This window comes from Pseudomonas fluorescens Q2-87, assembly GCF_000281895.1.
Taxonomy (GTDB): domain Bacteria; phylum Pseudomonadota; class Gammaproteobacteria; order Pseudomonadales; family Pseudomonadaceae; genus Aquipseudomonas; species Aquipseudomonas fluorescens_S.
Window position 1 is genome coordinate 1,917,645 of record NZ_CM001558.1, and the last position, 18,575, is coordinate 1,936,219.

An 18,575-nucleotide genomic window follows, 5' to 3' on the forward strand; every position below is an offset into this window, starting at 1 on the left:
AGCTATTTTTGAAAAAAATCCAACCCTGCTATTGACTTAGCTTCGGCACCTGCGTAAATTTCGCGGCCTCAACGAAGCAAAGGGTGATTAGCTCAGCTGGGAGAGCGTCTGCCTTACAAGCAGAATGTCGGCGGTTCGATCCCGTCATCACCCACCATGTTTTACGAGAGTCTTGCGAAAGCAAGATGGAAGCTGTAAAAAAGCCTCCACCGACGCGCAGCGGTAGTTCAGTCGGTTAGAATACCGGCCTGTCACGCCGGGGGTCGCGGGTTCGAGTCCCGTCCGCTGCGCCATATTTTCCGAAGCAGGTTCGCCTGGTTCGAGATCAAGACCCAAGGGTCATGATCAGACGAGTTAACTGGACGCAAGTCCATAGCGATACGCAGCGGTAGTTCAGTCGGTTAGAATACCGGCCTGTCACGCCGGGGGTCGCGGGTTCGAGTCCCGTCCGCTGCGCCATATCTGCTTCGAGGCCCACTGAACGCCTTGGAGCTAGGAAGAAAGCTGCAGGGCTATCTTCTAGTCGATAGCAAAGACCCTGGTCGAAAGACCGGGGTTTTTTGTTTTTGTGGTCTGGGTTTTTCTGTCCCCCTTTGTCAGCTCTGACGGCACGTTTGACGATGCGTTCTTATTCAGTATGATTAACTTTAAATCGAATCGCCGAAGAGTTGCGTAGAATCAGGCGACCTGAACTCAAGAAGACGTAACGATTTGGAGTAATCCTGACATGGCTACCACCACGAAAACCCGATCTGTCACGGCTCACGTCCCTGAGCAACTGGCCCAAAAAGTCGATTTGATGGCGGAGCGTCTGGAACGCTCCAAAAACTGGATCGTTAAACAGGCACTGTCGGCTTGGATAGATCAGGAAGAAGAGCGTAGTCGCATGACTCATGAGGCCCTGGCTGATGTTGACGCTGGTCGGGTGATTGACCAGCAAGCTGTCCAAGCCTGGGCTGATAGCCTTAGTACCGACACTCCGTTGCCGGTGCCGCGCTGATGGAGTTGAAGTGGACGAGCAAGGCGCTCTCTGATATATCCCGGCTTTACGAATTTCTGGCGGCAGTGAATCAGCCTGCGGCGGCACGAACGATGCAGCAGCTCACCGCTGCACCGATCACGTTGCTGACCAACCCGCGTATCGGTGAACGCCTTGAAGAGTTCGAGCCGCGGGATGTGCGCCGAATTCAGATCGGCCACTATGAGGTGCGTTACGAAATAATAGATTCCACCGTTTACCTGCTACGCCTGTGGCATACCCGCGAGAATCGATAGCAGGGTTAGCCGGCTGCGGGTGATTAATCGCGAGTCTCAAAACCCAAGCTTATCCCTCAGCCCGTAATACCAAGCCCCCATCGCCGCAAACGGCGTGCGCAACAGTTGACCGCCAGGGAAAGGGTAGTGCGGCAGGTCCGCAAACGCATCAAAACGCTCAGCCTGACCACGTAGCGCCTCGGCCAGGACCTTGCCCGCCAAGTGCGTATACGTCACCCCGTGACCGCTGCAGCCTTGGGAGTAATAAATGTTATCCCCCAGGCGCCCGACCTGCGGAAGCCGCGACAACGTCAGCAGGAAATTTCCGGTCCAGGCGTAATCAATCTTCACATCCTTGAGCTGCGGAAATGCCTTGAGCATCTTCGGTCGGATGATCGCCTCGATATTCGCCGGATCCCTCGCGCCATACACCACGCCGCCGCCGAAGATCAGGCGTTTGTCGCCTGTCAGCCGGTAGTAATCGAGCAGGTAGTTGCAGTCCTCGACACAGTAATCCTGAGGCAACAAACGGTGAGCCAGCTCATCGCCCAACGGCTCGGTGGCTATCACCTGTGTGCCGCAAGGCATGGATTTGGCCGCCAGCTCCGGCACCAGATTGCCCAGGTAGGCATTGCCCGCCACGATAATGAACTTGGCCCTGACCTTGCCCTGGGGGGTATGCACCACCGGACTGGCGCCACGCTCGATACGCACCGCCGGCGACTGTTCATAAATCACCCCGCCCAGCGATTCCACAGCCGCCGCTTCGCCCAATGCCAGGTTGAGCGGATGGATATGCCCTCCGCTCATGTCCAACATGCCACCCACATACTCCTCGCAAGCCACCACCTCGCGAATACGCCGCTGATCCAGCAGCTCCAGCTGGTTATGGCCGAAACGCTCCCATAAACGCTTCTGCGACTCCAGATGACCCATTTGTTTAGCGGTGAGGGCGGCGAATACACCGCCATCCTTCAAATCACACTGAATCTGATACTTCGCCACCCGCTCACGAATGATCCGCCCGCCCTCGAACGCCATGTTGCCCAGCAACTGCGCCTGTTGAGGGCCAACGCTACGCTCGATCACGTCGATGTCGCGGCTGTAACTATTAACGATCTGCCCGCCATTGCGCCCCGAAGCCCCAAAACCCACCTTGGCCGCTTCCAGGATCGTGACCTTGAAACCGTTCTCCAGCAAAAACAGCGCAGAGGACAGGCCGGTGTAACCAGCGCCGATCACGCATACATCGGTTTCGACGTCATCCTGCAGGGCAGGGCGGGGCGGAACCGGGTTGGCCGACGCGGCGTAATAAGACTCTGGATACGATGTGTTCGCCATTCTGGAACCTCTGTTTTATATTTTTTACGAATGCGCCGATCCTACCCGAGATAAAAATCGGCCGCCAGCCACCTCCAAATCTTCGTCCCATCGGTGAAATTAAATATTTTGCATATTCATAGGGTTAGGTGAAAAAAAGGTGTTGACACCCCTTTGGAATTCCGTAGAATGCCGCCTCACAGCAGGCACGTAGCTCAGTTGGTTAGAGCACCACCTTGACATGGTGGGGGTCGTTGGTTCGAGTCCAATCGCGCCTACCAAACAAAATCCGCTCTGCTGGGCGGTCTAGAAGGGCTCACCGAAAGGTGGGCCCTTTTTTGTTGTCTGCGATTTGCAAAACTTTTGCAAAACCTTCACCTCAGAACGCCAATCCGGCGCCCACCTCGACGTACTCGATCGTCTTATCGCCATGCCCCTCCTGATAATGCTTCGTCATCTTCTCGTCCGCGTGGCCCATCAGCGCCTGGATGTAATCCATCGGGAAGTTCTGCTGCTCGTACAGCCATGCTCCTAAAGCGCGGATCTCGTAAAAGTGGGGCGCTCGCCCGCCGGCACATGATCATAGGCGTGCGCCGCGTCCCGCACCTTACTGAACTCCTTGGTCAGGTAGTCCGGCGTGACCGACGTCCAGTGATCCTTCGCATCGATCTGCTCGCGCCGCCTGGCCTTCGGTTTGTAGTGGATCAGGTACGGCGAAGCCAGCGGCGACCGTAGGCACTCGCCGACGACCTCACGCCGGGCGGCGCCCATGGTTATTTTCAGGTGGACTGGATTGTCATAGCCCTGAGTTTTGCCGGGTGAGAAGGTCAGCGTGTTTTTGTCCATGTCCGCCGCCGACTTCAGCCAGGTCACGATGTCTTCCCGGCGCTGAAGGCTGGCCAGTGCCAGGCGGATCGCGCGCTTCAGCCACGGCGGCGTCGTCGCGGCGTCAATGGGAAAAGGTGTGGGAAAAGGGGACAGATTTATTTTTGCTTCGCTACGCTGAGAATTTTCATCGAATGGATTCGCTTGGATCTACTAGCAGCCTTGAAAAAATCCGTCCCTTTTTCCTTGCCCAAGATCCTTCAGTTGAGCGATATGAGTCACGGCGCGCGAGGCGCACCTCTCCGCGGGCTAGGGTGGCAATTTGATGGCTGATAAGATTGAATAACCCAATTTTGCGAATGGATGAGGCTGGTTATGCAGTTTGCGCGAGGTTTACGGATTTTCGGTATCGCGGCGCTGGCGGTGATGGCAGCAGGGTGCAAGTCATACACAGAGAAGGCGGCGGAAGGGCTGCCAAACGCTCAAACCGCCGGTATTCGTGCGATTGAGAAGACGCTCACGATTGCCAGCGTGGACGGAGCAGATACTCTTTATGTCCTCTATACGCAGCGGACTGAGTATCGATTGACAGCGGGGCACCACCGCTTAGAAGTAAAAAAGTGGACGGGTACACGGGCGACACGGCCGATTTTCCGGGACGTCAATCTGATCGCTGGTCGAGAGTACGGTCTCAAGTCAGTGCCAAGCGAAGACTGGTGGGACTTCATGCTTGAGGATATGGAAACGGGTCAACGTGTAGACAAGCCAGTCAACCCGTAAAGTAACCGGTTTAGGGAGAAGTGGCAGGTCAACTCACAGTTGTGGTCTGTCCTGGGTTCCCCTGAGAGCTGACAAACCCTGAATGTCGTAGCCCGCATACACATCTACCATTTTGCAGAAAACCAGTATCTGGCGAGCTTCACTTGAGTCCTGAGGCCTACCTGCCCTTTGATGCATAAATCTTCAAGTTCTTCGACTGATCTTGGAGAATCCTTCTTCAGGCTAGGTCTGAGGCCATCCTGATAGGTCGGAGCAAATTCAGGACTTGCTTGCGAAAGAAGCCGGATCGCTTTCGCGTAGTCATCCTCAAGATCCTGCGGCAGAGCTCCGCACGCTGCTTTTGTTTGCTGATAAACCTTCCCCCACATGTAGCCCGATTGGTCAGGGGTATTGAGATCAGAATAGGTATTGGCTGTTGCAGGGGCGAAGTAAAAACTGAACGACATTGCCGCGATTAAAGATTGCTTGTGCATTGTTAGCTGGCCCTTCCGTGGTTGAGAAGGTCCATTCTATACGGCGTGTCGCCCGGGCTTTAACAGCCGAAACAAAAAAAGCTCTGTTAAAATCGCGTCACCATTTTTGAAAAGGAGCCGTTATGAAACGGATTGCGCTTCTAGCGGTTGCGGTTGCGCTCCTTAGCGGGTGTGCGGGACCCGCTTGGAAAATCTCAAGCACGACTCATACGCTTACCAAAAGAACCAGCATGATGGTCATCACTGGGAATTACCCAGCGGCGCAATCGATCTTTGCCGATCCATTGGAGCTATATCCTGTTGTGCGTAAAGAGGGTGAAGAACTCTATGTTGGGTTGATGGCTGGAGGCGATATTCGGCCACCCGTTGTGACAGCCGATATATGGATTGATCAGAACGAGGTCTGGATGATTTCGTCGCAGGAAACTCCTATATCCCTGACGCTTCCATCTATGGAGCTGTTACTCGGACTGAGCCCTGATGTCACAGAGCAGGCCCGGACCCAGGGGTTGGATGTCCTCAAGGTCATGGGCGGCAACGTACTTGCCAGGGGCGACAAAGCCAAGGCCATTCTGAAACAGATGCTTGCGGGCCGGGTTTTGAAATACAGGACGGTTGATATCAAACGGGCAACGTCTCCAACCCGTGAGGTTATTTTGGACGAATCGTTTTCTCATTCACTCCAAATGATCGGGGTGGATCAGAGGAGCTTATGAACGAAACAGTAACCGCCGCTGATATCGAGATCGATCCTGGTCTTCAATAAATGGCTGAGCGTTTTTTTCCGTAACCGTCCAGCCAATACCCCTTAGCAAGCGAAGCAAACCGTGCGCCTCGCGGTATGATGACTCTCCACGAAATTCTGGTGCGGAGTTATTGATGAACCTGAGCGTTTTGTATGCGTTGGCCGCTGCCGCGTTATTTGGCGCCAGCACGCCGCTTGCCAAGTTGCTTGGTCTCAATGTTCCCCCTGTATTACTCGCCGGCCTCCTTTACTTGGGCAGTGGTCTGGGTCTGACAGTTGTCCGTTTTGTGCGTGACCATGGCTGGAAACCGGTCGGTCTCGCGTCATCTGAATGGCCTTGGCTTCTCGGCGCAATCGCGTTCGGGGGAGTGCTCGGGCCCGTTGCGCTGATGTTCGGATTAACCAGGACATCCGGCGCGACGGCTTCGTTGATGCTTAATCTCGAAGCTGTGCTTACTGCATTATTGGCTTGGGTCGTATTCAAGGAAAACGCGGATCGGCGCATCGTGTGGGGCATGATTGCGATCATTGCCGGCGGCATGGTTTTGGCTTGGCCTCTGGAAAACATGCAGGATCATGATTGGCTAGGGTTGTTGGCGGTCTCTCTAGCCTGTTTGTGCTGGGCAATTGATAACAACCTGACACGCAAGGTTTCTGCGTCAGACGCGCTTTTTGTGGCAGGTTTCAAAGGCTTGGTAGCTGGCTTGGTCAATTGTTCGTTGGCGCTGCTCCTGGGATCCAGGCTTCTTGATTTTTCGGTGCTTGCGCCGACGCTAGTGCTCGGTTTTCTGGGCTATGGCGTCAGTCTGGTGCTCTTTGTCCTGGCGCTGCGTGGCCTCGGTTCAGCGCGTACAGGGGCGTATTTTTCGACTGCGCCGTTTCTAGGCGCGGCCATCGCAATCGTAGCTATGGGCGAGCCTGTGTCATTGTCGTTTTGGGCAGCCGCTGTGCTGATGGGGATTGGGGTATGGCTTCACCTCACTGAAAGCCACGCGCACGAGCACCAGCACATGCCGCTGACGCATGCGCATCGCCACGTTCACGATGAGCATCACCAGCACGAACATTCGTTTGAGTGGAGCGGGACTGGTGCACATAGCCATGTTCATGAACATGCGCAGATCCGGCACAGCCACCCCCACTTCCCGGATATCCACCACAGGCATCCCCATTAGATGCATGGATTGAAATACTCACGGCGCAATAGGCTGGAGTCTTGAATAAAAGTTGCTGGCGCCAAGAAGTGGCGTCCGCCGAAGTCACCTTGCATGAATCAGGTCGGCACCCACTGAGAGGGCAAAGAGTTGATCAATTCCACTGGCACGCTGCGTTGGCAGCCGCGTCAGCATATTTTTGAGTGAATCCAGGGACAGACCACGATTATGCAGGCTCCACCAAGCTCGGTCCCTCAAGCGGCTGCGTCCTGATCGCTTGTTGCCTTGACTCGTGGCAAATTGATGTTATGTGTTTTTTGCGAAGCTTAGAAAGGTAGCGCGGTAGATGTACCGTAACCATCTTCGCAGGCTGCGAAAAGGAATCTGTGGGATGGGTTCGAGGGGGCTTGTTACGGGCTGCGCGAAGACGTCGAGCGGGCGGGTACGGCACGCATAAAAAGCCCGCAAGAGAGGCGGGCTTATTCAGGGCTGACCTTTAAAGACAATCGGACTTGCCTATCTGAAATTCAGTGATTGGAGAGCTGCTTGAGTCATTGATTATGTATTTGATTAAGAGCCCCGACTTCACGAACTGTCCTAGACCTTTTTCATCGCAGGATACAGAGGCCGCAAGGGTCTTTTTTTCCTTAGTAAATACGTCGGAATCGATTTCATCTTTCGAGATTTTTGTAAGCGTATAGGAAATACGCATGATCCCGTCTGTATAGGTTACCGAATCGAGGCGAGTGTCATCGATTATCTTAGGGGACTGGGCATTCATGATGAGCGCGATCCCTTTGAGCTGGCGTTCTTGCTCTTCCTTTTTGTCTTCCGAAGCAGACCGGGCATGCCAGAGCTGAAGCAGGACAAAGAGAGAGATCATTACTGAAAAAAATAGGACGGGGCCGCGGTACTGCTTCAATTGAAATATCCATGTCAAAAGGCTATCAGTTATTTGATCATGCCGTCCCGCTCATCTCAAGCTGGAAAATGCCGATGATCGTGTGGTTGAAGAGGGTCCTGGTCTGTCTCCAGTTTTCTTTCCCTCCCTCGTCCGGAGGAAAGCACCACAGCCTTAACGCGAACCTCGTCCATTAATAGATTCGGGTGCGCCCAACGCCAGTTCAGACGGCTGCTGTTTCTAAGATGGCTGGATGAAATACAGTAATCTGTTACCAAATTGATGGGGCTTATATGAAGAAAGTAGTTTTGGCACTCATGCTGGTCGCCCTGACAGCCTGCATGCCTTATCGATCAGTGACCTCGACAGATCCAAATTGGATGCGTTTGGGTGGAGATGAGCCTGAAGGTTATCCAAGGACGTTTGTTGAGAATCTGAGCGGCAATTGCTCTTTGGTTACCGAGTCATGGTCTGAGGGAAGAATCAATGGTCGTCTGCTGTGGACCAAGAAGCAGTCTCGAAAGGCTGTTACCTGTCCATAGGCGCCTGTGTAAGGGCTGATTCCGCGCCGGGAAGATAGGGCAAATCACGAATATGAGACCGGCTAAATTAATGTGGGCATATCGTGGTCTGCCCCCCAATTTTCCCGTAGCGGCGCAATAGTGATGGTAGATTTTCAGCGACATGTAGCGAGCGCCCTGTTCGCAATCCAATTCAATGCGGAGGAACCGGATGACGACGAAACAGTCAGCAGACTCCAAAACAGCAACTGCCGCCGATATCGAGCGATCGATCCTTGCCCTCAATAAAATGGCTGAGCGTCTTTGGGGTGATGGCCGTGAAGCTGAAGCAAAGGCTCTTTTAGACGCCTTGGATGCACTAAACCGCGCGTTGGATCGCATTAGGATTGGGGAGAGCCGCAGGGTTCTCCATTGAAACGAAGCGGTGCTCAGTTTATTCCTTAAATGAATTTACCGACGGTCCGACTATATGGAATTACCTCCGCCCAAGGGACTCCACTGCTTGAGGAATATGTATTCCCCAATTGCGGTGAACTCCGCCCGAGGCAAGCGCAATGACGTCGTTCGAAGAATTCAGGGCAACATCCCATGGGCTTCTCAAGGAGCTGGACGCAGCGACGACGAAAATGATGATGTTGGTTTCTGCCAAAGAAATATCCGGTCCTTTTTGGGAGGATGCCGCCCAGCGGCATCATGACGCTGTGGATGCTTGGCATTCCTTTCTCAATATCCGTTCAGATCTCGCGGTGGGTCCGCCTTCTTCTTAAAAGCGAGGACGGAAGGGGCGGGGTCGTTGCGGGCGCAGGCGGCGCAGTGAGGAAAACGGGCGGCTTATGTCGCCCGTTTCGGATGGCTTGGAGTAGAGTGCGGATGGCTTTTCTTCTGTCCCGTATTGATGAGTAACTGCATGAAACTGTTCTTTGGCATGTTCGCCGTTGCTCTATTGGCGGGATGTTCGACGCTGGCTGAAACCTTCGATGATCGTCCGCGTTGCGGTGTTCATCCCTATTGCGGGGCTTCCACGGATATCGAGGTAATCAAGGCTGCAACGGACGAAAACGCCGGCATATTTCGCGCCTTGGTGCCGCTGGCAGTGATCGATCTGCCGTTCAGCCTGGTCGCCGATACGCTGTTGCTGCCGTATACCGCGTTCGCTAAAGAACCTGTCCAGCCCTGACGGTCGTTCCCTGCGTCACGCTGCCCAGCAACCACTCGTTAAACGCCCGCACCAGCGGTTGCCGCTCTCGCCCGGGCACGCACACCACGGTGTATCGCGCTCCCGCCAGGCGAATCTCAGGGCGATAGCTGATCAATTGGCCGCGTGCGATCGCTTCGGCAACCAGTACGTTGCTGGCGAGTACCAGTCCGTGGCCGACGATTGCGGCTTGCAAGGCGTGGTGCTCCTCGTCATAGCGCCGCAAACGGGCGGTGCCCAGCCAGTCCAAAGTGTTGGCCTTGGCACACCAGGTAGGCCAGTCAACCGCGACATTCACGCTACTCAGCCACGGCACATCGATCAGTTCCACGGGCGAGCCCGGTGCGGGCGGTTGCCAGTCGGGGCGGCAATAGACGCCAAAGTACTCGTCCAGCAACGGCTGCTCGAACAGCTGTGGGTCGGGTGTGAAGAGGGCGCGGATCGCCAGGTCGATGCTTGCATCCCGTCGCAGGTCCACCACGTCATTGCTGCTGTGCAGGCTGATGTCGATCTCCGGATGCAACCGATGAAAATCGCCGAGTCGCGGTATCAGCCAGAGGCTGGCAAATGCCGGTGTGGTACTCACGACCAAGGACTTCGCGCCACACGGCGGCGACAGCGCTTGCAGGCCATGTTGAATATCCAGCAAGGCGCGGTGCAGTTGCGGGTGGAGGCGCTCGCCGTCGACACTCAGGCGCACGCTCTGACTGGAGCGCTCGAACAGTCGCACGCCAAGGTAGGCTTCCAGGCTCTTGACCTGATGGGAAATCGCCGCCGGGCTGACATTCAGCTCGTGGGCTGCCGCCTTGAAGCTGCCCAGTCGTGCGGCGGACTCGAAGCCGCGCACGGCGGTGAGGGGCAGTTTGGCAAACATGGGCGGGTAGGTTACTCAGGTTGAGCGTGGCTCAATTTAGCTCAATTGTGCGCGGCTGCTCAACTTGCCAGGCTGTGGTCTCCCACCTCACTCCAGGAGCCCAGCGATGCAAGGCACGCCCCGTAAAATCCTTCAGGCCATCCTTTACGAAGCCGGTGGTGTGCTGTTCGTGGCGCCGGCGTTGGCGCTGATCTACGGGCAGGGCATGGGCTATTCAACCCTGCTGTCTCTGGTGATATCCGCGGTCGCGCTCGCCTGGAACATGCTTTTCAACGGTCTGTTCGAGTGGTGGGAGCGCCGGCAACGCAACCGTCAGCGAAACTGGCGGCGGCGACTTCTTCACTCGCTGGGATTTGAAGGTGGCTTGACACTGATTCTTACCCCCGTAATTGCGGCATGGCTGGGGATCAGCCTGTGGTTGGCGTTGGTGACCAACCTGGGGTTGTTTGCATTCTTCTTTTTCTATTCGCTGGTTTTTCAATGGCTGTTCGATCGAATGTTTGATGTGCCGCTTTCGGCGCAATCCGGCGGCGGGCCGGTATCCGATGCTCGTTGAGTAAACGTCGCCTCTCCCAGGTAATTGGAACTGTCGCCACACCGCAGGCTCTCCTGAATATCAATGATCGGGAGGCGCGGCATGAAGTGCTATCTATGTGGATTGGAAGGGCAGGAAGCCGAACCCATGTCGGGGGGCGAGCTCGTCAGCTGTCAGGATTGCGGCGTGTATAGGATTTCAGGGCTTGTGTTGAAAGAGCTTGGCGCAAAGCAGATCGATTACCTGAAGATGCGTGAAGACTTGCATCGCCAACGCCAGGACAACGCTACGTCCATTGCTGAGATCAACACCGAAACGGCCATCTGGCGCGCGGGTTCCTGATGGAATGGCAAGGGCAGACGTCTACAGAATCGCATTCGAGAACCAGCGCTGGACGCTCTACAAGGCTCACGGCTACAAACCGATCCTGCACGCTGAGACCCACGACGAATTGATCAACCATGTGCTGACATTGACGCGGGGGAAGGGCGTCATCGTTCGTTTCGCTTCTGAGGCTGGGGTTCGTGAGCTGAGGCTTGGAGAAGTTGAAACGGACGAGTCTTAGCCGACCGCGCTGAGCTAATTTGAACTGCCAGTGCAGTGGTATGCCCAACCCCTATCACCATGAGGACTGGCCAATGACGGATGAGCAGAAAAAAGAACAACCAAAGGACAACGCTCCTGCGCATTCAACCGAGCAGGAGCGTGAGCGTCTGAAAGACTTCAATAAGGATGGCATTCCGCCGGGTTCCTCCTGATTGAAGCGATTTCCAACGAACTTATCGATCCTTGTTAAGAAAGCAAGGTAGAGGTTTGTCTCGACGTAAAAAAGCCCTACATCAATGTAGGGCTTTTGATTATTTCTTAAGTTGCCGGCGAACATCTATGACCGCCGATCCAACGGCTTTCACGGCTGCCTTGAGCTCGTCTTCGGTGACGCCGAGCTCTTTCGTCCAGTATCTGACTTCCCACTCTTCGGAGGTGCTGATGCGGCTGCGGTCTTGCGGTCCGCGGTTGCTCAAGTCGTCTGCCATTGTAGAGCTCCTGGGTAAGCCTGGTAACACCAGGCGACACCCAGTAGACAGTCAATCCGCGCCGTTTGCGTCATTCGTTTTGCGGCGCGTCATGGCCAAGCTTGCGATCAGAGACGCATGCCTTTGAACGGATTCCAGCCTTGTTCACCTTTCACTTCTTTCAGGTAGTACGCGTAGTTAGTCATGAGGGTGTACATCATCGACATCGCAACGTTCAGACCCATGCTCAACGGTCGTGGGAAATCCATGCCGATGACTGCGAAGATCACGCTCAATACGATATTGATCGCCAGGAAAATACCAAGCAGGGCAAGATTTTTCTTCCAGAGGCCCAAGACGAACAGGTAGATAGGGCCGAAGAAAAACGCGATCACGTTGGCGTTGATAAGTATTTTTTTCTTGACGCCGGGCAGCGTCTTGACGGCTTCCTTGTATCTCGGATCGTTTGGCGCACCATAGGTTTCAAAAAAATCAAAGCGTTCCTGCCATTTGGCACTGTGTTTACCGGTGCTTTGCACTTGTTCAGTTGTGCTCATTTCAAGGCTCCTGCTTCCATGAATAGTTTTTCTTTCTTTCAAGAAAATCCTGCGCTCTGTTCCAGAGCATTGATTGCCTTGATCTTCGACGAAGGGCTCGAGTGAGTCGCCTGAAGTATTTATTTTGCCGTTTTATAACCGTCGTTGTTGAATATTCCGCACGTGCAGCTTGAGCAGTCGTCCGGTCTGTGACGTGCTTCACTCTATTTCTTTAAACGATTTTCTACTAATCCGAGGCCAGCAAGTAGCCGGTCGCCGTCCGGTGCTTTTCAATTCAGTCCAGGTCTTTCTGGCTCGGCTCATTCAGGCGAGATAGATAACTGTTTTGCGCAAGGCCTGCGAGCTGTACTCGGCGCGCTATCGGGTCGCGTGCAGCCCGCTCGATAAAGGCTTGGTAAGCCTCACTTTCGCCTTGCGGATTGAATCAAGGTCAGGTCAGAAACCCAGCGCAGCCGCTTCCCCGAACGAATGATCCTGCAGTGCCGCCATAAAGTGCAGCGGCATTTTCTGTGGCGCCTCGATGGGGGGCAACTCGAAACTTCCCACCACCTGACCCTGAAGCGCACTCAGCCGTATCGACTCTTCTTCCTTTGCTTTTGCCATTCTCGCGTGGTTCGCTGCGATTTCACTAAGAGTTGACACGGTACATCTCCGTTTGCTGACCAAGCATTGATTGATTTGCCGCCGCGTCAGAATTACGTCGTTCTTGGCTGCTGAGACAGGCCAGTGCAAACCCTGAGCCAGGCATGGCCGCCTATCGAGCCCAATATTTAACAAGCGACGAATGGTGGGTCTACTAGCCAAAACCGCCGAGATAGACGCTCAACAATGCCGGGCAACATGACCACCATGCCTCAACGATAAGTCACTGATAATACAAACTGACCCCTTCGAACCATTGTTTTTCCGGGCACCCCGGCATTCTGGATGCCAACATCGATTACTCTGAATCGATTCCATAGGCTGCCGGTGCGGGTGTCGCTTTTTTAAACACGACGACCACGGCAATGCCGATCAGGCTGGTGGCGAAGGCCAGCAGCAAAATCACCTGTTGTGTGCCGATGGGTGCGGCCAACACTGCGACCAGCAGGCCTGCCAACGGTTGGGACAGGTTGTTGAGCAGCGTAATGACACCTACCGTCTTGCCGAAATCCTGGGGCGGAATGATTTGTTGGCGGATGCTGCGCATGTACACGTTGAACATCTTGTCGAAGCCGACGACCAGCAGGAGGCCGACCACATAGCCCCATGCGTGGGGGCTGAACGCCGTGATGAACGCACCAGCGACAATCAACGTGTACGACAGGATTCCCAGCAATTTCATGGGCAGCGTGACCCGCGCCAGGAAAAACAGAATGACGATGGTGGTCACGGCACCGGCTGCCTGCACGCCGGCGTAATAATCCTTACCGGCGCCGTATTGGCCGATGACCATGGCCGCCGAAGTGGCGAGGGTGACACCAATGATCAAGTTGACGCCCACTGCCAGACTGATGACCTTCTTCAGTTCCGCCAGGTTACGGATATGGCCGAAAGCGATGCGCAACGGGTTGAGCCAGAGATCGCGATGTTGCTCGAACGTTTCCAGGGTGACCGAACTGGTGCGCTGCCAGTACAGCATCGTCAGGTCCGCCAATAGGAACAGCCCGGCAATCGCCAATACCACCCAGTGCCACGCCCACACCTCGAGCATCAGCGCGGCGATCAGTGGGCCCAGTACCAATCCGGTCTGATCGGCAATTTGCGAGTAAGACAGGGTCTTGGTGTAGGTGTAGTGCTTGAAGATGTAAGGCATCACCACTTCCCGGGCCATGATGCCCTGGGTGGTCAGTACGCCACACAGTGCCGAGAGGGCCACGATCCAGTAGATGCCGCCAAAGATCGTGTACAAGACCACCGCCGCGACACACGCCACGGCGCGATAGACCTGGCTGATGTGCAGGATACGGATGGGCGAGAACTTATCGCACAGCGCGCCGCAGATCGGGAACGACAAGTAGCGCGGCAAGGATTCGACGAAGAAGGCCAGGCCCGCCCAGGACACGCTGTTGGTGGTCTGGAACACAATCAGCGGGACGATGAACAGCAGTATCTGGTCGGCCAGCCGGGAGAGAAACATTGAGGTGAAAAAGGCCAGGTAATCCTTGCGCATAGTGTTCTCGTGTCGAGGAACGGGGAGCCGGTTGATGCTCAATAGGCAGAGCCGGACGCGTCATTGAGGTTGTGTCGCTCATCGCCCTTCAGAGGCGGATTGAAGACGCTGACCAGAATCAGATCCTGGTCTTTTCCACCACGCAGGTAATGGCGGTCATGCTGGTCAAGTACATAGATATCGCCGGGGCGAATCGGGTACACGTTGCCCTCCATGTCTTCGATTTCACCCTCACCGGCAATGCAATAGCAGGCCTCGAGGTGGTTGCGATAGTGCAGCAATGACTCTGTCCCGGCGCGCACCACGGTATGGCACACGGTGTAGCCCATGCCGTCTTTTTCAGTCAGCAACCGATGGCTGGTGCCGGCTCCCCACTCGACGAAGTGGGCGGTTTTTTCGATGTCGGATTTATTGCGAACAAACATGCCTGTCTCCTTGGTGGTGTTACGGCGTGATCAGTGCATGGGGGCAGGCCGGCGCATCGAGGACAAAGTCGGCGTAGCCCAACATGGCACTGTCCCAATGGACGTCACGGTGTGCCACCATGGCCTGTAGGTCGCGCCATTGATGGTGAAGCGTGTTATCGCGGGTCATGGACGAGGCGCCCGCATGTTCGACCAGGCGCTGGATGGCTTGAAGACAAAGCCGCGCCACGTAGCTGCGATCACGCTTGAGCCGCAGCAGTTCGTCCATGGACAGCGACCGTCGTGTCTGACCGGATTCATGCAGCATGGACACCAGCGTCGTGTACAAGGCCGTCGCCGCGGACAGTTGCGCGGCGCTATGGGCCAGCCGTTCCCTGGCCGGTGCCGGGATTTTCTGCTGTCTCAGCGATTCGATATAACTGGCATAGGCCCCTTCGGCACAGCCCAGCACGGGCCCGAGAAGGGACGTGGTGATAAAAGGCACGATCGGTACGCTGTACAAGTAGTCGCCGGGTAATTCGCTTGTCCGGTGCGCGAAAATGTCTTCCAGGCGGAAGACCTGTTCGGCGGGCACCAGGACATTGCGCAGCAACACATCGTGCGAACCCGTGGCCGCCATGCCGCAGGTGTCCCACGTATCCAGTATTTCCACGTCGCGGGTCGACACCACCACCAGCATCCGTTCTGAACCGGGCGTGCCGTCGTGATCGGTCACGGGCGCATTGAGCAATAACCAAGTGGCTTGTTCGATACCCGAGCTGAAGCGCCAGGTGCCGTTGACTCTAGTACCGTCCGCGTCCGGCAATAACCGACTGTGGGGACCGACCGATGCGGAAGCAAATAGCTGCGGCCGACCATTCGCGAACAACCGGTGCTGGCATGCCCGGCTCAGGCGGCCCGCAATGGCAGCATGCCCCCCCACCAGGCTGATCATCCAGGCCGTCGAGGCGCACGCGCGGGCGGCCAGTCGGGAGGCTTCCATCAGCACGGGCCAGCCGGGCGTGTCCAAGGGCTCACGGCGAGGGGAGACCAGTTCAAGCAACCCATCGTCGAATAACTCGTCGAATGTCGCCTGGCTCAATGTTCGGTTCTGCTCGGCATCGGCCGCGCGCTGCTGCCAGCCTGCCAGGCGCTGTCGAACCCGCTCTACTGGCGTTGGTCGGATCGCCCCGTCGAGGCTGTGCCTGTCATTCTCAAGCATCGGCGCGTTCCTCTACGTGCGACCGCGGGGCGCAATTCACATAGCCTATGGCGCGAGCCTCGAAGCAAAACCCTTCAGGTTGGTGGCTCGGGCCCAGCACGTTGAGGAATTGCTCGAGTCGGGCCCCATCGTCCGTGGCAACGAACTCATAGAAATTCGTACTGTTCCACAGCAGGTAGACGTGTTTGAAATGACTGGATAGCGCTTCGACGAGCTCGTGCATCAGCACTTGGCCGTTTTGCATTTGCTCCAGCATCTGTTGGCGTTTCCAGTCGATCTCTTCTTGAGTGAAATAACGTGTCTTGAAGCAGTTGTCTTTCATCCGCTCACGCTCCAGGTACTGCCCGACATCCTCGTGGTTGAGCTTTTCAAGAAAAAACACCAGGGCGCCGGGTTTCAGCAATGGCTTGATGTGATTGACCTGGGCTTTGCGGTCGCGGGTATAAAACTGGAAGGCCGCGGTTTCATAGACGTAGTCAAACCCTTCCTTGAATCGCCCGTAAGGCTCTTCAGTGAACAGTCGGGATTGCAGGGTCAGGAACGACTGGGGATAGAACAGGGAGCGCGCCGGGTCGGCATGCCGGTCGAAGTGAGATTGGTTGGCTTTGTTGGGTGAGGTGGTGAAGGTGTTGATCAAGCCCCGGGAATGCGCGGCGAGTGCGCGCCCATTGCTGCCGTCAAAGGCATCAATCTCGAAAAAACTGAAGGGGCGGGGCTCAGTGGCCTGCCGGGCTAGTGAGAGCCGCGTGAGGGCGACGCCGACTCTCGCCATCTCTTCCAGGATGTACGGAACGCTCGCCAGGAAATGCAGGAACAGAGGGCCGGCGTCCGCCACCAGTTGGTCGTGGTAGGCCACGACATCGGTATCGGCCATGGTGTGCCGCAGATGGCTGGTCAACGACTGCGCCGGAACCTGGGTCGCACCCGTGGCCAGGCGATGGAAGTGATCGGCCAGATGCAGCATCGAGCTGCTTTTCAGGTCTTCGTCCGGGCTGAAAGAAATCGCCGGCTGTGTAACGTCCATTTTTATCGCTCCCTGATATCAGATCAGTCCATTGGCGGTGATTTTTCCCGAGTCGGTTTTCGGCAACGCATCCATGAATACGTATTGGGTTGGCACCATGTGCCAGTCCAGCGATGCCTGGCAGTGCTCCAACAGCATCTGCTCTGTTGTGTCCTGGCAATCAGCTTCCAGTACGACGCAAGCCTTGGGGACAAACCCGGCGGACTCGTCGGCGACGGGGACTACCACAACCTGTGCGACCGAGGGGTGGGACGCCAGGCATTGTTCGATTTCCCGGGGGTTCACTTTCCAGAGGTTGCGGGCAAACAGGTCGTCTTTCCGGCAAACGTAGTACAGATAACCTTGCGCGTCCCTCCGGAAGAAGTCGCCGGTCCGGTAATACCTGTCCCGGCCGAAACAGTCGTATTTGAATGCCTTGTCTGTCTCTTCAGGCATCTTCCAATATTCCAGCATCAAATAGTCGCTGCTCACTAGAAGTTCGCCGACCACTTCCGGTTGTGTAATCGGCTCATCATGTTCGTTAACGATCACGGCATACAAGCCTTTAAGCGGTTTGCCTACCGAGCCGGGGTACCGTGCAATATCGGCGGGCGGCAGATAACTGACTCGCTTGCATTCGGTAAGACCGTAGTTGGAAAAGATGTCGACGTTGGGAAGTGCCTGTCTTATTTGTTGAATGTGCCGTGGGTAAAGCGGTTGGCCACTGCTGGAGATATAACGAAGTGAGGGTAATTGCCGTTGCCAATGTTCGCCCATGCTTGCCAGCAGGAAAAATACCGGTGGGAAGACATGCAGGCCGGTCACCTGTTCCCGTCTGATCACTTCGAGCACGTCGTCCGCACAGTGCGCGGGTTGGCTCTCGATCACCGCAGTGCCGCCAAAGAACAACGGCATCATGATGTTGTAGACGCCGTAGTCGGAAGCCAGGGTTGAATAACTGAGGATGACATCGTTGGCGGTATTGCCCAGGTAATCGATCACGCTGGTGGCTGCCGCGATCATGATGGGGTGGTTGACCACCACGCCCTTGGGGTTGAAGGTGGATCCGGAGGTATAGAAGATCGAGGTTGGCAGGCGCTCGTTGATAATGGGAAGCGGTTGTTCCAGGTCTTCTGGAGTCAATGTTTCCAGGGCTCTCTCGAGGCTGGATGCGTCCGCCGGGAGGATCTGGCTCGCACCAAACACGAGGATTGTGTCCAGGTTCGCCGCCGAGGCCAGCGCCCCTGAATCCTCATGGCGATCAGTGAGCAATACCCGGGCATCGGTGTGCTCCAGTTGATACAGCAGTTTGCTGCGGTTGTAGGTGGGGTGCGTCGCGGCAGTGATTGCGCCTATTTTCAACACGCCCAGAAAAGCCGCGATCAGGTCCGCGCTGATCCGCGAGTACAGGGCCACACGGTCGCCGCGCTTGACGCCGTACTTGATCAACACGGCGGCGATCAATGTGGCGCGCTTTTCCAAGGCGTCATACCGGGTATGGACACCGTCGATCACCAGTGCTGATTTGGCAGGCGTACGGCAGGCGTTGTTCTCAAAAAAATGATGAAAAAGAGGCATCAGCGATCCCTTGCAATAATTGCCTGATATTTCAATTGAATCGATGGTTCACCGGGGCGGCGATACGCA

The 18,575-nt window shown here is 55.8% G+C and carries 24 protein-coding genes and 4 tRNA genes; 15 read left to right on the forward strand and 13 right to left on the reverse strand.

The annotated features are described in order from the left end of the window. Positions 1–81: 81 nt before the first annotated feature. The 5 genes from PFLQ2_RS19010 (at position 82) to PFLQ2_RS18990 (ending at position 1,275) form a co-directional block, all read left to right on the forward strand. Positions 82–157 (forward strand) — tRNA-Val (locus tag PFLQ2_RS19010). Between the two features lie 59 nt (positions 158–216). Continuing rightward, positions 217–293, forward strand: a tRNA-Asp gene (locus tag PFLQ2_RS19005). 89 nt (positions 294–382) lie between these two features. Then, positions 383–459 (forward strand) — tRNA-Asp (locus PFLQ2_RS19000). Between the two features lie 268 nt (positions 460–727). Continuing rightward, positions 728–1,000 carry a CopG family ribbon-helix-helix protein gene (locus PFLQ2_RS18995; RefSeq protein ID WP_003179778.1) on the forward strand — a complete coding sequence of 91 codons (273 nt, stop codon included), beginning with the start codon at positions 728–730 and terminating at the stop codon, positions 998–1,000. Then, entirely contained in the window at positions 1,000–1,275 is a 276-nt protein-coding gene (locus tag PFLQ2_RS18990) for a type II toxin-antitoxin system RelE/ParE family toxin (RefSeq protein WP_003179780.1), read from the forward strand. Before PFLQ2_RS18995 ends, PFLQ2_RS18990 begins: the two co-directional genes overlap by 1 nt. Before the next feature lie 36 nt (positions 1,276–1,311). Here PFLQ2_RS18990 and PFLQ2_RS18985 read toward each other — a convergent pair whose 3' ends face one another. Beyond that, positions 1,312–2,595: an NAD(P)/FAD-dependent oxidoreductase gene (locus PFLQ2_RS18985; protein ID WP_003179782.1), complete on the reverse strand. Its 1,284-nt coding sequence runs from the start codon at positions 2,593–2,595 to the stop codon at positions 1,312–1,314. 183 nt (positions 2,596–2,778) lie between these two features. Here PFLQ2_RS18985 and PFLQ2_RS18980 point away from each other — a divergent pair. Next, positions 2,779–2,855, forward strand: a tRNA-Val gene (locus PFLQ2_RS18980). A gap of 250 nt (positions 2,856–3,105) precedes the next feature. Here the strand turns inward: PFLQ2_RS18980 and PFLQ2_RS30595 are convergent. Beyond that, positions 3,106–3,447: a hypothetical protein gene (locus PFLQ2_RS30595; RefSeq protein ID WP_003179784.1), complete on the reverse strand. Its 342-nt coding sequence runs from the start codon at positions 3,445–3,447 to the stop codon at positions 3,106–3,108. Positions 3,448–3,774: 327 nt separating this feature from the next. On the opposite strand from PFLQ2_RS30595, the gene PFLQ2_RS18975 reads away from it, so the two are divergent. Next, positions 3,775–4,179 (forward strand): hypothetical protein, encoded by a 405-nt coding sequence (locus tag PFLQ2_RS18975; protein ID WP_033045954.1) that lies wholly within the window; start codon positions 3,775–3,777, stop codon positions 4,177–4,179. A gap of 104 nt (positions 4,180–4,283) precedes the next feature. On the opposite strand, the gene PFLQ2_RS18970 is transcribed toward PFLQ2_RS18975, so the two are convergent. Continuing rightward, a complete protein-coding gene (locus PFLQ2_RS18970) occupies positions 4,284–4,652 on the reverse strand; it encodes a hypothetical protein (RefSeq protein WP_003179789.1) in 369 nt (122 codons plus the stop codon). A 230-nt stretch (positions 4,653–4,882) separates the two neighbouring features. On the opposite strand from PFLQ2_RS18970, the gene PFLQ2_RS18965 reads away from it, so the two are divergent. Next, on the forward strand, positions 4,883–5,368 hold the full coding sequence (locus PFLQ2_RS18965; RefSeq protein ID WP_152632707.1) for a hypothetical protein: 486 nt from the start codon (positions 4,883–4,885) through the stop codon (positions 5,366–5,368). Positions 5,369–5,531: 163 nt separating this feature from the next. After that, positions 5,532–6,572, forward strand: a complete 1,041-nt coding sequence (locus tag PFLQ2_RS18960; protein ID WP_003179793.1) for a DMT family transporter — start codon at positions 5,532–5,534, stop codon at positions 6,570–6,572. 475 nt (positions 6,573–7,047) lie between these two features. Here PFLQ2_RS18960 and PFLQ2_RS18955 read toward each other — a convergent pair whose 3' ends face one another. Next, entirely contained in the window at positions 7,048–7,473 is a 426-nt protein-coding gene (locus tag PFLQ2_RS18955; protein ID WP_225970859.1) for a hypothetical protein, read from the reverse strand. Positions 7,474–8,184: 711 nt separating this feature from the next. On the opposite strand from PFLQ2_RS18955, the gene PFLQ2_RS18950 reads away from it, so the two are divergent. The 3 genes from PFLQ2_RS18950 to PFLQ2_RS18945 all read left to right on the forward strand — a co-directional run bounded on the left by PFLQ2_RS18950 (position 8,185) and on the right by PFLQ2_RS18945 (position 9,150). Continuing rightward, positions 8,185–8,388 (forward strand): hypothetical protein, encoded by a 204-nt coding sequence (locus tag PFLQ2_RS18950; protein ID WP_033045955.1) that lies wholly within the window; start codon positions 8,185–8,187, stop codon positions 8,386–8,388. 139 nt (positions 8,389–8,527) lie between these two features. Beyond that, positions 8,528–8,740: a hypothetical protein gene (locus tag PFLQ2_RS27655; protein WP_033045956.1), complete on the forward strand. Its 213-nt coding sequence runs from the start codon at positions 8,528–8,530 to the stop codon at positions 8,738–8,740. Positions 8,741–8,880: 140 nt separating this feature from the next. Next, the gene (locus tag PFLQ2_RS18945) at positions 8,881–9,150 is read left to right on the forward strand and encodes a YceK/YidQ family lipoprotein (RefSeq protein ID WP_003179799.1); all 270 of its coding nucleotides are present in this window, start codon (positions 8,881–8,883) and stop codon (positions 9,148–9,150) included. Here the strand turns inward: PFLQ2_RS18945 and PFLQ2_RS18940 are convergent. Next, entirely contained in the window at positions 9,128–10,042 is a 915-nt protein-coding gene (locus PFLQ2_RS18940) for a LysR substrate-binding domain-containing protein (RefSeq protein ID WP_003179801.1), read from the reverse strand. The two genes, PFLQ2_RS18945 and PFLQ2_RS18940, sit on opposite strands and share 23 nt — an antisense overlap. Positions 10,043–10,148: 106 nt before the next feature. On the opposite strand from PFLQ2_RS18940, the gene PFLQ2_RS18935 reads away from it, so the two are divergent. The 3 genes from PFLQ2_RS18935 (at position 10,149) to PFLQ2_RS30375 (ending at position 11,335) form a co-directional block, all read left to right on the forward strand. Further along, positions 10,149–10,598, forward strand: coding sequence for a PACE efflux transporter (locus tag PFLQ2_RS18935; protein WP_003179803.1), 450 nt, complete (start codon positions 10,149–10,151; stop codon positions 10,596–10,598). An 81-nt stretch (positions 10,599–10,679) separates the two neighbouring features. After that, positions 10,680–10,919 (forward strand): hypothetical protein, encoded by a 240-nt coding sequence (locus PFLQ2_RS27660; protein ID WP_152632708.1) that lies wholly within the window; start codon positions 10,680–10,682, stop codon positions 10,917–10,919. A gap of 263 nt (positions 10,920–11,182) precedes the next feature. Continuing rightward, a complete protein-coding gene (locus PFLQ2_RS30375; RefSeq protein ID WP_160167764.1) occupies positions 11,183–11,335 on the forward strand; it encodes a hypothetical protein in 153 nt (50 codons plus the stop codon). A gap of 99 nt (positions 11,336–11,434) precedes the next feature. On the opposite strand, the gene PFLQ2_RS28685 is transcribed toward PFLQ2_RS30375, so the two are convergent. The 8 genes from PFLQ2_RS28685 to PFLQ2_RS30435 all read right to left on the reverse strand — a co-directional run bounded on the left by PFLQ2_RS28685 (position 11,435) and on the right by PFLQ2_RS30435 (position 18,506). After that, a complete protein-coding gene (locus tag PFLQ2_RS28685) occupies positions 11,435–11,611 on the reverse strand; it encodes a DUF3606 domain-containing protein (RefSeq protein ID WP_003179811.1) in 177 nt (58 codons plus the stop codon). 107 nt (positions 11,612–11,718) lie between these two features. Beyond that, a complete protein-coding gene (locus PFLQ2_RS18925; protein ID WP_003179813.1) occupies positions 11,719–12,147 on the reverse strand; it encodes a DUF2628 domain-containing protein in 429 nt (142 codons plus the stop codon). Positions 12,148–12,582: 435 nt separating this feature from the next. Further along, a complete protein-coding gene (locus PFLQ2_RS18920; RefSeq protein WP_033045958.1) occupies positions 12,583–12,789 on the reverse strand; it encodes a hypothetical protein in 207 nt (68 codons plus the stop codon). Positions 12,790–13,087: 298 nt separating this feature from the next. Further along, positions 13,088–14,299 carry an MFS transporter gene (locus PFLQ2_RS18915; protein WP_003179817.1) on the reverse strand — a complete coding sequence of 404 codons (1,212 nt, stop codon included), beginning with the start codon at positions 14,297–14,299 and terminating at the stop codon, positions 13,088–13,090. A 38-nt stretch (positions 14,300–14,337) separates the two neighbouring features. Beyond that, positions 14,338–14,724 (reverse strand): ectoine synthase, encoded by a 387-nt coding sequence (locus PFLQ2_RS18910; RefSeq protein WP_003179818.1) that lies wholly within the window; start codon positions 14,722–14,724, stop codon positions 14,338–14,340. A gap of 19 nt (positions 14,725–14,743) precedes the next feature. Further along, the gene (locus tag PFLQ2_RS18905) at positions 14,744–15,925 is read right to left on the reverse strand and encodes an acyl-CoA dehydrogenase C-terminal domain protein (RefSeq protein ID WP_003179821.1); all 1,182 of its coding nucleotides are present in this window, start codon (positions 15,923–15,925) and stop codon (positions 14,744–14,746) included. Then, positions 15,918–16,949: a hypothetical protein gene (locus tag PFLQ2_RS30430; protein ID WP_003179823.1), complete on the reverse strand. Its 1,032-nt coding sequence runs from the start codon at positions 16,947–16,949 to the stop codon at positions 15,918–15,920. The genes PFLQ2_RS18905 and PFLQ2_RS30430 overlap by 8 nt, the downstream gene beginning before the upstream one ends. Before the next feature lie 18 nt (positions 16,950–16,967). Next, complete coding sequence (locus PFLQ2_RS30435; RefSeq protein ID WP_003179826.1) at positions 16,968–18,506, reverse strand: class I adenylate-forming enzyme family protein; 1,539 nt, start codon at positions 18,504–18,506, stop codon at positions 16,968–16,970. Positions 18,507–18,575: the final 69 nt, after the last annotated feature.